A 12,378-nucleotide genomic window follows, 5' to 3' on the forward strand; every position below is an offset into this window, starting at 1 on the left:
CAATTATTGTTCCATTTGAACCGTTCGGTCCCACTAAGCACCTCATTTTCTTGTAGCTACATCTGTCCCCATCTTTCCACATCTGGGCGCGCGGTTCCATTCGGGGCTGCGGATTTTGGGATAATGAAGCCATGAGCGATACCCCTGATCCCTTGTCCGCGATTCCGAGCAATTCCCTTTTGGGAGCTTCCTTCACCCCCGATGAGCCCGACAAAGCCACTGCCGCGCCGAACCCGTCCGGGGAGGAAACCGTCCCCATTCCCGCAGAAATCCCCCAGATTGTCCGCGCGACTTGGGAGATTGATTCTCAAACCCCGCCTTTGGAGAAAAGGCAAGACGGTCGCCTGTTCACGATTCATAAACTTTCCGAGGTCGTGGAGATGGTGAAGGAACATGTTGAGCCTGCAGAACTCGAACAGATGCGCCAGGTGGCGACGGAGAACCCGACAGCCTTGGCGGCTCTGCCTTTCGCTCTTCCCGATGAGGACGCAGATTTCCTTTCCCAACTCGGGCGTCTCGTCTGGACGGACGATATCCAAGGGGTCGCGGTTTTATATGAGACGGATGCCATGCTGACCGCGGAGGAAATGCAGAACGCCCCTGAGGATCCGGCAGAACGCGAAAAATACGTCAAAGACCTCACCGCTAAACGGGAAAAGTCCCGCTTTGTGGTCGCCGCCACCCGCACCGAGGCTTGGTCGGTGGTTCACCCCCACTTTGAGTCCAATCCCGAGCAGATGGAGCAAGGACCGGCCCTGGTGATGGATCTCCTCCAGCTCATCACCCGCGGCCGCGGAGCTTCACCGGAAGAAAACTGAGGTTCTTCGCGTTACGCCTTAGTGGCGAGCCGGGGACAATGCCTCAACCTCGCCCCGCGACCAAAACGGCGCCAGGAAGCGACACGCTTCCCTGTCTCCTGCGCCTCCGAAACGCTTGGCCTTGGCAAAAGACACGGTCAGCAAGGTCCTCGCGCGGGTCACCCCCACATAGGTCAGTCGGCGTTCTTCCTCGATTTGCGCCGGCGTCACCGCGAGGCTGATCGGCAAAATCCCCTCGCTCGCGCCCACTAAAAACACCGCCTCCCATTCCAGACCTTTCGCGGAGTGCAGGGAAGCCAATGTCACCGCGTCGGGGCGCGCACCTTGCTCTCCTCCCGCTGGAGAATCCGCTTCGAAACCGCCGCGCAACTGGTCTTTCACCACGTGACGCAGCCCGACTCGCGTCAGTTCCACTCCGAATAGCGCCGCTTGGGAATTCGTCCGGAACAACACCGCGATATCGCTTGCTGACATCCCCTCTCCCACCAGCGCCGCGGCGCGACGGGCCACCTCCCGCGCTTCCGTCTCATCGTCCTCGGCCATAAACCACTGCACTGCCGGCCCGTTCTCGCGTTGGGAAACCAGTTTCACGGTTCCCCCCAGCGGTTCTCCGTCCGCGCCTTTCGCCCCCGCCAAAAGCTGGTTCGCCAAATCCACAATCTGGGGAGTGGAGCGATAATCCCGCGTCAATTCCACCACTTTCGCCTCGGGATATCCCCGCGTGAAATCGGTCAGGAAACTCGGGGTCGCGCCAGCAAATGAGTAAATGGTTTGCGCCGCGTCCCCCACCACCGCAAGATTGCGCCGCTTCCCGAGCCAACGCAGCAGGAGATAGTTTTGCAAGGGTGACACGTCTTGGTACTCGTCGACCACAAAATGCTGGTAGCGAGCCTGTACCGCGCGGGCCACATCCTCGCGTTCGTCCAGCATTCCGGCACAGACCAAGAGAATATCCTCAAAATCCAGCGCCTCCGCATCGGCTTTCGCATCCTCGTAGGCATCCGCTAAATCCGCGATGCGCTCCGGTGGGAGATTCGCGACTCCCACTCGCCCGCTCACGCGCGCTACCGCGGGATAGTCTTCGGGGGTCAGCAAGGAGACTTTCATCCATTCAATTTCCCCAGCCAAGTCTCTCACCTGCGCCTTTGAAGGATCCAAGCCTAGCCTCGCAGCGGCGGCCGTCACCAGGCTCGCCTTGCCGCTCACAATTCGAAGCATCTTGCCGCCCACGACTTTCGGCCAAAAATAGCGCGCCTGTGCCAAGGCCGCTGAGTGAAAGGTTCGGGTCTCCACCCCCGGAACTCCGAGAGCCTCCAACCGAGTCCTCATTTCACCGGCCGCTTTTTGGGTGAAAGACAGGGCGAGAATATTCGCGGGGTCAACCTCTCCAGTCTTCACCCCGTAAGCAATGCGATAGGTGATCGCACGCGTTTTGCCGGTTCCGGCTCCCGCGAGAACACACAGCGCCCCGTGCTGGTGCGTGGCAACTTCACGCTGAGAGGGGTCGAGTTCCTCCAACAGCGCTTCTGGGTTGGTGTTTCCTGCTTCTGCCAAGTGTTTTCATTCCTCAAGAGGCTAGGGGTCTTTTCTCCCCATCCTAAATGATTCTCCAGACACCCCCGAAAGTTTTCCACAGGCTGTGGAAACGCATTTGCAAAAGTTCTTTTCGTACAGTAAATATTATCAACAAGCAACTAAAGGAGAGAAATGAAACTACATGAAGGCTTACACGTGGCCACTTTCCAAGACGGCAGAACCGAAATCTGCGCGGGAATGGAGACGATGCTGTCATTCCCTAATCATCCCCGCAAACGCACCCGCCTGGTGCAAACCTTGGCGAAGGGCATTTCGCGGTCGGATTATTTTCAATTTGCTAAGAACCTTGGGGTCGGTCGCACCGAGGCCCAAGAGATCCTGACCCAACTTCACCGCGCCGAGCTTCTTACTATTCGAGAACCTCGGCTGGATGCCGGTCCGGAAGAATCCCTGTGGAAGCGCATCGGGGGCAACGCCATGCAGGAAACCTACCGGCAGCGTTCCCGCCTGAAAGTGTCTTTGAACCGCGACACTTTTTTGACCCGTCTCCTCGGCGCGGAACTGGCTCGAGCCGGAATCGGCACCTTGCGGGTTTCCGCGGAGGACGGAAACATGAATCATGCCGATGAGAGCCGAGAGTCCGTGGCGTTTAAATCCCTAATTCAAGGACTGGGTTTCGGGACCTCGGTCACTCCGCCGCGGGGAAAAGTCGATCTCGCAGTGCAGTTGAGCTGGGGCTTTCCCGATCCGCTCGCGGCCGCAAGTGCGATGCGGCGCAACATCGCGCACCTGCCGGTCGTGGCCGGCAATGACTATATTGAAATCGGACCTCTGGTCGTGCCGGGACTCACCCCGTGTGTGGCCTGTGTGTCCAACCATCGCCGCGAGTTCTATCCCGACATGTTGGAGCACGCCGTGAGTCTTCTCGAGGTGGAATTCCCCCGTTTGGAGACCTCCCTGGCCACCGCGGGAGCCGCGCTCGCGGGGAGTATGGCTTTAGCCTTCCTAGACCACCGCGCCATTGCCTCTGGACAGGTCACTCGGGTGGACGTAGACGGAGGTATCGAGGTGATGACCTACGACACTCATCCGGACTGCGCTTGTTGCGAGCTCCCCATGGATATCGAGGTTCCAGAAGAACCGCGTTTTTCGCGCCGTAAGGTCTCTTGATGAACGCCGCCAGAAGCGACATCCACTTGCTGAACCAGACCAAGTGAACCCCACTTAGCGAGCCCGCCCTCCGCGAGTTCACTCGGATTTGGCGTCACCCTCGGAGTCCTCACCGGGCTCCAAGCCTTTCGCATAACCGAGCGTCCCGTCCAGCAAAGCCTCCAAGGAGGCCTCGACTTCATCAGCGGGGCCTTCTCCCGCAAAACGCGCCACGAAGCCCTCAACGTCATCGAAATCAGTTTCCTGGGGCAAAATATCGGGATGAGCCCAGAGCCCTTCGGCGCCTTCCTCTCCGAGTTTCGCCGTGAGCTTTGACCACAATTCGCTGGCCTCCCGAAGCCGCTTCGGGCGCAACTCCAGCCCAATCAAGGCCGCGAAGGCTTTTTCGGCCGGGCCGCCGTTCGCGCGCCGCCGATTCATCATCTCTCGCAAGGGGGCGAGTTCCGGTAGAACTCCGGCGAGGCAACGCATCGTCACCAGATCGACCCAGCCTTCCATAATGGCGAGAATCGTTTCCAGGCTCTGTTTCGCGGCCGTCTGTTTACCGGTCGTCTCCGGAGTCAAGAAACCCTTCCCGAGAAGCTCATCCATCGCCCCCGGATTCATCGGATCCACCGAACGCATGGCTTCTTCCATTGCGGACAGGTCAAAAGTAATGTCCTTGGCGAAATCCGTAATCGCCTTGGTGACATAGACCCGCAGCCACGGCACCGCATGATAGAGCCGCACAAATGCCACTTCCCGCGTGGCGAGGAAGGTCAACACGGGCTCGAGGTCAAGGCTGATATCTTTCGCGAATTTCTCGACATTTTCCAAAACCAAGGCGGCTTGGTCCGGTTTCCCCACCGGCAGCCCGATATCAGTAGACCCGAAAGATTCCAAAGCGAGACTCGCCCAGGCTTGGCCGAACTGCAGCCCGAAAAGGTTTGCTGCCAGGACGCGAATCAGCCCACTGACCTGGAGGGATCCCGGGTCGCCATCTTTGGAAAACAAGCCCATCAACTGGCGTAGTTCCGCTGGACCCTGGGCTATCTCCACGCGCAAATCCCCGTCCGCAAGGTGACTTTGCATCGCCCCAGCCATGGCCGCAGTGGTGGAGTCCGCCACGGGAGTAACGAGGACTTTCCAGACGTCTTCGGAGGCATCGAGCCACTTCGAAACATCCCACGCCGCGTAGTCGGCTTCCGGCGGAGTGAGAGAGGTCACCGGATCAAGGCGCAAGTTGGCTTGCGACAGGGCATCGCGAACCCGCTGGGCGTCTTTCATAGTGGTCGCCGGGTGTCCCGTCCCGATTTTTCCCGCCGCGGTCATCTTCGCCAGTTGCCAATTGACTGATTCCTCAGAGCTCGTCAAGAGAGATTGCAGGGGAAAAGCAAACACTCCCTCTCCGCCGTGGAACGCCGAAAAAGGCGCGCCGGAGCGAATCTTTTCTTCCATTTCCCGCGACTTGTCTTCACCAAAAATTCGACGCAGCATTTCCTGCCAATCGGAATTGTCCTCATTCATGAGACTATAGTAACCGTGATGAACGGAATTTCTTGGGGCAAAAATCATTCTCCCAGACGATTTGGGGGCAACCTTGCGGATTCTCCCCTTCCGGAAACCGACGCGCCCACCCCGAAGCCAACCGAGACGGAACCCCCGGAACTGCTTGCCAAGAGGGCTCACCGCGCCCAAAAGAACCCGCTGGCTTTGAGCCGCTGGGTTCTCGCTTTCGCCCTGATCTTGATTGCCGCGTTTTTCCTCTTGTTCTTCCCGTATCCGGTCGTCATCAACTCCCCCGGGCCAACCTTTGATGTGTTGGGAAAAAACGACGGCGACATCCCCCTGATTGAAGTCAAGGGCGCGAAAACCTACCCGAATAACAACGGCGAGCTCCGGATGACGACGGTCTCCACACTCGGAGGGCCCGGATCGATGGTCAACGGCCTCGATGTTATCGGAGCCACCTTCGACAAAAACTCCGAGATTCTTCCCGTAGAACTCGTCTACCCGAAGAGCCTGACGAGTAAAGACATTGAGACTATTGGGGTTCGCCAGATGGACCAGTCCCAGCTCGCAGCCGAAGCCGTTGCCCTGCAATCGCTCGGCTACAAAGTGGAGGCCACCTGGAGCGTGGCTGAGATTCCTAAAGAGGCCGGCGCCTTCGGCATCCTTGAAAACGGGGATGTCCTCGAGACTATCCGCCACGGCGAGGACCAGCCTTTAGAAATCACCACGATTGAAACTTTGCGGGACTACCTCGCCACCATACCGGCAAAAACAGAAGTGACGCTGTCGATTCTGCGCGACGGCAATCCGCTGGAAGTCACCTTTCCCACCATGAAGAACTCCCAGGGCAAAGGCTCCCAACTCGGGATTCTCCTTGATTCCAAGGTCAACGTCCCCCTCGACATTAAGTTCCATCTCCAAGACGTCGGCGGTCCGAGCGCCGGAGCCATGTTTGCCTTGGGAATCGTTGAACAACTGACTCCCGAAAAAATCACCAGTAATCATCCGGTAGCGGGAACCGGAACCATCGACTTATCCGGAGCTGTCGGGCCGATTAGCGGTATCGCCCAAAAGATGGCTGGTGCCCGCGCGGATGGGGCCGAGTTCTTTCTCGCCCCCGCCGCGAACTGCGATGAGGTGGACGGACACATCCCCGCGGGACTGAAGGTCACTCCCGTGGCCACCTTTGATGACGCCCTGAGAGCACTCAAAACCATTCGTGAGGACGCGGGTAAAGATTTGCCGAGTTGTCCGTCAAGGGTCCAAAAATAATAAAGTGAGACTATGAGAAAAGACGGCAGAAAAAACGATCAGCTTCGTGATATGACTTTTCACCTCGATTGGGTGAGCGCCCCGGAAGGAGCAGTACTGGTAGAAGCGGGAAACACGCGGGTCTTGTGTTCTGCCAGCCTCACCGAGGGAGTTCCCAGGTGGCGACGCGATTCGGGGCTAGGTTGGGTGACTGCCGAATACGCCATGCTGCCTCGCGCCACCTCTACTCGCTCCACTCGCGAGTCGGTGAAAGGCAAACTCGGAGGAAGAACCCAAGAGATTTCGCGCCTGATTGGTCGCGCGCTAAGAGCCGGAGTGGACTACCAAGCCCTGGGGGAAAACACCATCGAGATTGACTGCGATGTCCTACAAGCCGACGGAGGCACCCGCACGGCGTCGATTACCGGCGCTTGGATTGCCTTGCAGCGGGCCATCAAAGTCGGAAAAACGAACGGTTTTATCCCCGGCGAACCCCTGAAAGACTCGATTTGCGCGATTTCGGTTGGGATTATTGACGGCGAGCCACGCCTGGATCTCCCCTACGAGGAAGACGTTCGCGCCGAGACCGACATGAATGTGGTCATGACCGGGGCCGGTAAACTCGTCGAAGTGCAGGGAACCGCCGAGGGCGCGCCTTTCAGCCGAGAAGAGCTCTCCCAACTGTTGGACTTGGCAGCAAGCGGCTGCGAGGCTTTGACGCGAGCCCAACTTTTTGCCGCCCAGGCGCCGCAGGGTGCGAGGGTAACTTTGGTAGACGGAGTTGTCGCATGAACATTTTGGCTACCACTTCGGGACTTCCCGACAAGGACGCAGCAAAACTTGCAGTTCCACCCCACGCCCAGGTCGTAATGGCGACCGGTAATGCCCACAAAGTGAAAGAAGTCGAGGCGATTCTTCGCCCCCTGGTGCCTTCCTTACGGGAAGGCGGGATTGTCGCCTCGGGAGAACTCGGGGCGCCCGAGCCGGTGGAAGACGGGACGTCTTTTTCCGCCAACGCGCTCATCAAGGCGCGCAGCCTCGGTAAACACGTCACTTTGCCGGTTCTATCCGACGATTCCGGGTTGACAGTTGACATTCTGGGTGGCGCCCCGGGAATTTTTTCCGCCCGCTGGTGCGGACATCACGGAGACGACAAGGCGAACCTCGACCTCTTGTTGAACCAACTGTCCGATATCCCCGACGACTACCGCACGGCCGCTTTCGTTTGCGCCGCAGTCCTGCTCGTCCCCGGAGGCGGAACCTACCTCGGCAACGGGGTCATGGGCGGAAGGCTCATCCGCAAGCCGAAAGGCAAGAACGGTTTTGGCTACGATCCGATTTTTGTCGCCGACGGCCAAGACACCGATAAGCCGCTGACAAATGCGGAACTGAGCCCCGAGGCGAAGAATGCTCTGTCTCACCGCGCGGCTGCCTTTTCACAACTGGCTCCCCAGTTGGAAGCGATTCTCTCGATTCGCGCCTTACATCCGCGGGACCCAAGGTCCTGAGCCCGCGGCTGATTCGCGTCTTGTTGGTGTCTGGTTCAAGCCCCGCACAATTGTCTTAACAATCTACTGGAAGGGTCCCGAAAATACCTTGAAATTTCGGGAATTTGTGGATTTTTTCCACTTCGACATGCGACAATAATAAAGGAGGACACGGAACGTCCTCAGGTTGCGTTTAATACGTGACCAAAGCGAGTTTCAGGAGGAATCATGCTTGCTGTTGATGCTGCCGGAAGTTTGAACCCGGCCTTAACGAACCAAGCTTTTGTGCGTCCGGCATCCGAGCCGAACCCGAAAGCAGATAAGCCAGAGCCTGTCTCGAACACTGTGAAAACCGAGGCCGCGGCTACTGGCTCGCACAGCGCTTTGAGCGCCAACGTGGGCGAATTCAAGCCGGTGGTAGGTCCTTCACAGCCTACCCAGAGCCATCTGCCTAACACCTACAAGTCTTCGTCTTCCAACTTGGACGTTTACCTGTAGAGACGGCACTAACCCACGAGAAAGGAGCAAACATGAATCCTATTTCCGGTGCAGCGCCAGTTATGGACGCCCAAACTATGAAAGAACTGATGGGCGTGGCGGTTGCCGCGCAAACCACGCAGGCCACCAAGATGGCCACTGCGGCGGCGGCACTAAAGGTTGCCAACGCCAACGCGGGCCTCGATGTGTGGGCCTAAGTTCAATCCAGAGCTACCCAGCCGCGTCAACATTGTTGGCGCGGCTGTGGTTTTTCTAAACCTGTCCCACATTCGCCACTTCTGGACCGAGGAAACGGCGGGCGAGACCGCGGAAACTCTCCGTGTCTCCCGTGGCGAGAAACTCGTAGCGGGGCTTTTGGCCGGTCGTGTCGTTTTCGTTCAGCCAATCGTTTTCCACCAGCGACCGGTACACGTCGTGGGCGGTTTCCTCCGCGGAACTCACCAAGGTCACCTCCGGACCCATCACGTAGCTAATGACGCCGGCCAGCAAAGGATAGTGGGTGCAACCCAAAACCAAGGTGTCCACTCCGGCAGCCTTCACCGGTTCTAGGTATTCGCGCGCCACTGCGATGAGCTCCGGACCGGAGGTTATCCCCCGTTCTACGAAGTCCACGAAGGCCGGACAGGCCTTTGCGGTGACCTGCATCTGCTGATAGGCGTTTAATGCCCGCTGGTAGGTTCCGGTTTCGATCGTTGTGGTTGTGGCAATAACCCCGATTTTCCCGTTGTGGGTGGCGGAAACCGCGCGGTGAACCGCCGGAGAAATCACTTCGAGGACAGGAATTCCCTGCTCCTCATAGCGCTGGCGAGCATCGAAAACCGCGGTTGCTGAAGCCGTGTTACACGCCACCACGACCATCTTCACTCCGCGTTCGACAAGCTTGTCCATCACGTTCAGAGCCAGGGTCTTGACGGTCCCCACGGGTTTGGTTCCGTAGGGGCTGTTCGCGGTGTCACCGATATAGATTACGGATTCACCAGGGAGCTGGTCAATAATCGAGCGCGCGACGGTTAAACCGCCAAGTCCGGAGTCGAAAATCCCGATGGGAGCGTTGTTCACGGGGCTATTCTCCCACTTCAGCATCGGATCCCATAACCGCATACATGAGCGTTTCGAGCCACCAAGACAGCGCGTTGTAGATGCTCGCAATGGTGATTTCATAGGCGGTGTAGATCCCATTTTTCGGATCTGACTCGGCCATGAGCTGCACTTCTTCGGCTCGCATATCGTCCTCGATACCGAGAGACCACCCCAGGGCGAGACGGGCGTCATTTATTGCCGTCACCCAGACTTTCAAAGTGTCCGGTTTCACCACGACCGGACTGTGGTGTTCCGCCGCCCAGGTCAAGCCAGCAGCCACCACCCGCATAGCGGCGGTCTTTTTCGCCGCTAAATCCGGGGTGGTCAGCGCGCGCAGCTCTGCAGCCTCCTCGGAATCCTTGCTCATTGGTCGGAGAATCGCGGCAATATAGGGGTTCGCGGGGGCAGGACGGGTCGAAAGCGGGTCGAAATCGAGCTCAGCCAAGCGCTGTTCATCGGTCAGCCCCTGGGCATTGGGTTCACTCGGGCCATTGGCAGGTTTGTCAGCGCGTCGCAGAGCCTGCGGGTCAACCGGCCCCTCCTCCGAAGGGAGTTTTTTGCCCCGTCCCAGAGGTTCAGCTTCACCGCTGGTTCGGTCTTCCGGAAGTTCTTCGCGCGAAGCAATGGAAGACACCTGATCTACTCCGAGCAGTTTTTCAAACATCAAAGGGTAGTGTTTGGGAGTATCCCCATCAAGATTAACCCCCATCATGTCCAAAACATCGCGTTTCTCTTCGGCCTCCATCGCGTCAGATAGCTCGGAGAAAATTCCCGCGAGTAGCGTGGCTTCCTGCGGTTCCACGCGGGAGGCCCATCCCGCACTCGGCAACGGTTGAAATGCTTGCATAATATCCCGTCCCCTAGTCTGCTTCCTGCTCCAAGGTGGCCCACAGCCCGTAGCCGGTCATCGCCAAAACGTCTGCTTCCATCTGTTCGCGCGTTCCGGCGGAGACAACCGCGCGCCCTTTGAAGTGAACTTCTTCCATCAAGCGCACGGCGCGCTCTTGAGAATATCCGAAATAAGTTTTGAAAACCCAGGTCACGTAGGTCATCAAGTTGACGGCATCATTCCACACAACAGTATTCCATTGACCGGGCAAAACGCGGTCGAGTTCCGCTACGGAACCTGGGGCATACTCGGTGCCTGGCATTGGAATCACCCTTCCAGGTTAAGGGTTTTTTGCCTTTCTTGCAGGTCGAATCGCGGGTGGATTTTTGGACAGACTTTTGGTTTGCTTCCGAGTTGAATCTAAACTGACGAATAGCGATTTATTGATGAAGGAACCCTTGATGACAACTGAGACCCCTGGTGAAACCCCTGCCCGCACTACTTCCACAGACACCGATAACCTCCCCCACCACAATGTGAAACTCAAGCGCGGGATGCGCCAGCGGCACCTGTCGATGATCGCTATTGGGGGCTCGATTGGTACCGGTCTATTTGTGGCCTCCGGAGCCACCATCAGCCAAGCCGGTCCCGGAGGTGCACTCCTGGCCTATTCCCTCATCGGCTTGATGGTGTTTTTCCTCATGCAGTCCTTGGGCGAGATGGCAACCTATCTCCCGATTGCGGGCTCTTTCGGGGAATACGGAAGGCGTTTTGTCTCCCCCTCCTTCGGTTTCGCTATGGGATGGAACTACTGGTACAACTGGGCCATCACCGTCGCCGCGGAACTGTCTGCCTCCGCGCTAGTCATGAAATATTGGCTTCCCGACACCCCGGGATGGATTTGGTCGGCGCTGTTCCTGGCGATTCTCTTCACAATCAACGCGCTTTCGGCAAGAGCCTACGGGGAAGGCGAGTTCTGGTTCGCTCTCATCAAAGTCATCACCGTGATTGTTTTCATCATCGTCGGTTTTGCGATGATTATCGGGATTCTCGGGGGCCAGCCCGCCGGTTTCGAGAATTGGACGACAGGCGAGGCTCCCTTCGTAAACGGAGGGATGGGTATCTTAGCCGTGTTCATGATCGCGGGTTTTTCCTTCCAAGGCACCGAGATGGTCGGGGTGGCCGCCGGGGAGGCAGAGAATCCGGAACGCACGGTTCCCAAAGCCATCAACACGGTGTTTTGGCGGATTCTCCTGTTCTATGTCCTCGCAATCGCCGTGATTGCTTTCCTCATCCCCTACACAGATTCGCGCTTGTTAAACCCCGATGAGTCCATTGCTCTGTCCCCCTTCACTCTCGTCTTTGAAAAGGCCGGAGTGGCTTTGGCTGCGGGAGTCATGAACGCCGTCATCCTCACCTCGGTTCTTTCCGCGGGGAACTCGGGGCTCTACGCCTCGACCCGAATGCTCTACGCTTTGGCTTTGCAAGGGCAAGCCCCGCGCTTCTTCGCCTACACGACGCGGCGAGGCGTGCCGATGAATGCGCTCCTAGCCACCACCGCCATCGGATTTTTCGCCTTCCTCAGTTCTCTCATTGGGGACGGGGCGGCCTACACCTGGCTCGTGAACGCCTCTGGCCTTGCCGGATTCATCACCTGGGTTGGTATCGCCTGGTCGCACTACAAATTCCGCAAGGCCTTCCTGGCCCAGGGCCACAGTGTCTCGGAGCTGCCTTTCCGGGCCGCGCTCTATCCTCTCGGCCCGATCATTGCCCTCGCCATGTGCGCTTTCGTTATTATCGGTCAAAACTACGAGGCCCTGTTGGGACGCGGCGATTTCGTGTCACTGCTGTCTTCCTATCTCGGACTGCCGCTGTTTATTGCCTTGTGGGTGGGTCACAAGCTCATTACCCGTGCTCCGGCAGTTGATCCGCTACAGGCTGATTTCACTCGTCCCACCGATTTTGAGCAGGCGGTTTTGGCCGGCACGGTGGAAAAGTTACAGGAAAGTCAGGACAACGGCGAAAACAACTCCGCCAAGAAAGAGTAGTCCCATCAAGCCCACCAGGACTTTCGTGGCTCGCCCGCTGCCGAGTTTCGATTCCGATTGTCCGGAAACCAAGGCTTCGAGGTCTTTGGGTTCATCGGTGGCGTGAGAGATTTCGGTTTCGGAAGTTTCTAATCCGTCACCATTCTTAGGGTCTGGGGTCATGAGACGAT

Annotated in this window: 14 protein-coding genes; 8 read left to right on the top strand and 6 right to left on the bottom strand. The window is 58.0% G+C overall.

Annotated features, from left to right (window positions below):
* Nucleotides 1-131: 131 nt before the first annotated feature.
* The gene (locus FYJ63_RS03500; RefSeq protein ID WP_154543820.1) at nucleotides 132-818 is read left to right on the top strand and encodes a hypothetical protein; all 687 of its coding nucleotides are present in this window, start codon (nucleotides 132-134) and stop codon (nucleotides 816-818) included.
* Nucleotides 819-836: 18 nt separating this feature from the next.
* Here FYJ63_RS03500 and FYJ63_RS03505 read toward each other — a convergent pair whose 3' ends face one another.
* Nucleotides 837-2,372 carry an ATP-dependent helicase gene (locus FYJ63_RS03505; protein WP_154543822.1) on the bottom strand — a complete coding sequence of 512 codons (1,536 nt, stop codon included), beginning with the start codon at nucleotides 2,370-2,372 and terminating at the stop codon, nucleotides 837-839.
* Nucleotides 2,373-2,525: 153 nt separating this feature from the next.
* On the opposite strand from FYJ63_RS03505, the gene FYJ63_RS03510 reads away from it, so the two are divergent.
* Entirely contained in the window at nucleotides 2,526-3,524 is a 999-nt protein-coding gene (locus FYJ63_RS03510) for a hypothetical protein (RefSeq protein ID WP_154543824.1), read from the top strand.
* A 78-nt stretch (nucleotides 3,525-3,602) separates the two neighbouring features.
* On the opposite strand, the gene FYJ63_RS03515 is transcribed toward FYJ63_RS03510, so the two are convergent.
* Complete coding sequence (locus tag FYJ63_RS03515; protein WP_154543826.1) at nucleotides 3,603-5,030, bottom strand: zinc-dependent metalloprotease; 1,428 nt, start codon at nucleotides 5,028-5,030, stop codon at nucleotides 3,603-3,605.
* 18 nt (nucleotides 5,031-5,048) lie between these two features.
* On the opposite strand from FYJ63_RS03515, the gene FYJ63_RS03520 reads away from it, so the two are divergent.
* From FYJ63_RS03520 to FYJ63_RS11010, 5 genes are all read left to right on the top strand, one after another.
* A complete protein-coding gene (locus FYJ63_RS03520; protein ID WP_154543828.1) occupies nucleotides 5,049-6,287 on the top strand; it encodes a YlbL family protein in 1,239 nt (412 codons plus the stop codon).
* Between the two features lie 12 nt (nucleotides 6,288-6,299).
* A complete protein-coding gene (gene rph / locus FYJ63_RS03525; protein WP_154543830.1) occupies nucleotides 6,300-7,058 on the top strand; it encodes a ribonuclease PH in 759 nt (252 codons plus the stop codon).
* Nucleotides 7,055-7,774 (top strand): RdgB/HAM1 family non-canonical purine NTP pyrophosphatase, encoded by a 720-nt coding sequence (rdgB, locus tag FYJ63_RS03530; RefSeq protein ID WP_154543832.1) that lies wholly within the window; start codon nucleotides 7,055-7,057, stop codon nucleotides 7,772-7,774. The genes rph and rdgB overlap by 4 nt, the downstream gene beginning before the upstream one ends.
* Before the next feature lie 207 nt (nucleotides 7,775-7,981).
* Nucleotides 7,982-8,251 carry a hypothetical protein gene (locus FYJ63_RS03535; protein ID WP_154543834.1) on the top strand — a complete coding sequence of 90 codons (270 nt, stop codon included), beginning with the start codon at nucleotides 7,982-7,984 and terminating at the stop codon, nucleotides 8,249-8,251.
* A gap of 32 nt (nucleotides 8,252-8,283) precedes the next feature.
* A complete protein-coding gene (locus tag FYJ63_RS11010; protein WP_195839326.1) occupies nucleotides 8,284-8,448 on the top strand; it encodes a hypothetical protein in 165 nt (54 codons plus the stop codon).
* Nucleotides 8,449-8,503: 55 nt separating this feature from the next.
* Here the strand turns inward: FYJ63_RS11010 and murI are convergent, their stop codons facing one another.
* The 3 genes from murI to clpS are packed head-to-tail and all read right to left on the bottom strand — an operon-like array spanning nucleotide 8,504 to nucleotide 10,482.
* Nucleotides 8,504-9,310, bottom strand: a complete 807-nt coding sequence (murI, locus tag FYJ63_RS03540) for a glutamate racemase (RefSeq protein WP_338106808.1) — start codon at nucleotides 9,308-9,310, stop codon at nucleotides 8,504-8,506.
* 4 nt (nucleotides 9,311-9,314) lie between these two features.
* Entirely contained in the window at nucleotides 9,315-10,178 is an 864-nt protein-coding gene (locus FYJ63_RS03545; RefSeq protein ID WP_154543839.1) for a DUF2017 family protein, read from the bottom strand.
* 13 nt (nucleotides 10,179-10,191) lie between these two features.
* A complete protein-coding gene (clpS, locus tag FYJ63_RS03550) occupies nucleotides 10,192-10,482 on the bottom strand; it encodes an ATP-dependent Clp protease adapter ClpS (protein WP_154543995.1) in 291 nt (96 codons plus the stop codon).
* A gap of 139 nt (nucleotides 10,483-10,621) precedes the next feature.
* Between clpS and FYJ63_RS03555 the strand changes: the two genes are divergently transcribed.
* Complete coding sequence (locus FYJ63_RS03555) at nucleotides 10,622-12,208, top strand: amino acid permease (RefSeq protein WP_195839327.1); 1,587 nt, start codon at nucleotides 10,622-10,624, stop codon at nucleotides 12,206-12,208.
* Here FYJ63_RS03555 and FYJ63_RS03560 read toward each other — a convergent pair.
* Nucleotides 12,158-12,370: a hypothetical protein gene (locus tag FYJ63_RS03560; protein WP_154543843.1), complete on the bottom strand. Its 213-nt coding sequence runs from the start codon at nucleotides 12,368-12,370 to the stop codon at nucleotides 12,158-12,160. The two genes, FYJ63_RS03555 and FYJ63_RS03560, sit on opposite strands and share 51 nt — an antisense overlap.
* Nucleotides 12,371-12,378 lie beyond the last annotated feature (8 nt).

The sequence above is a fragment of the Mobiluncus porci genome (genome assembly GCF_009695935.1).
GTDB lineage: Bacteria > Actinomycetota > Actinomycetes > Actinomycetales > Actinomycetaceae > Mobiluncus > Mobiluncus porci.

Bases quoted from the DNA above. Each gene is read 5' to 3' on its own strand.
- FYJ63_RS03500 (WP_154543820.1), top strand. From the start codon at position 132: ATGAGCGATACCCCTGATCCCTTGTCCGCGATTCCGAGCAATTCCCTT.
- FYJ63_RS03510 (WP_154543824.1), top strand. From the start codon at position 2,526: ATGAAACTACATGAAGGCTTACACGTGGCCACTTTCCAAGACGGCAGA.
- FYJ63_RS03515 (WP_154543826.1), bottom strand. From the start codon at position 5,030: ATGAATGAGGACAATTCCGATTGGCAGGAAATGCTGCGTCGAATTTTT.
- FYJ63_RS03520 (WP_154543828.1), top strand. From the start codon at position 5,049: ATGAACGGAATTTCTTGGGGCAAAAATCATTCTCCCAGACGATTTGGG.
- rph (WP_154543830.1), top strand. From the start codon at position 6,300: ATGAGAAAAGACGGCAGAAAAAACGATCAGCTTCGTGATATGACTTTT.
- rdgB (WP_154543832.1), top strand. From the start codon at position 7,055: ATGAACATTTTGGCTACCACTTCGGGACTTCCCGACAAGGACGCAGCA.
- FYJ63_RS03535 (WP_154543834.1), top strand. From the start codon at position 7,982: ATGCTTGCTGTTGATGCTGCCGGAAGTTTGAACCCGGCCTTAACGAAC.
- FYJ63_RS11010 (WP_195839326.1), top strand. From the start codon at position 8,284: ATGAATCCTATTTCCGGTGCAGCGCCAGTTATGGACGCCCAAACTATG.
- FYJ63_RS03545 (WP_154543839.1), bottom strand. From the start codon at position 10,178: ATGCAAGCATTTCAACCGTTGCCGAGTGCGGGATGGGCCTCCCGCGTG.
- clpS (WP_154543995.1), bottom strand. From the start codon at position 10,482: ATGCCAGGCACCGAGTATGCCCCAGGTTCCGTAGCGGAACTCGACCGC.
- FYJ63_RS03555 (WP_195839327.1), top strand. From the start codon at position 10,622: ATGACAACTGAGACCCCTGGTGAAACCCCTGCCCGCACTACTTCCACA.
- FYJ63_RS03560 (WP_154543843.1), bottom strand. From the start codon at position 12,370: ATGACCCCAGACCCTAAGAATGGTGACGGATTAGAAACTTCCGAAACC.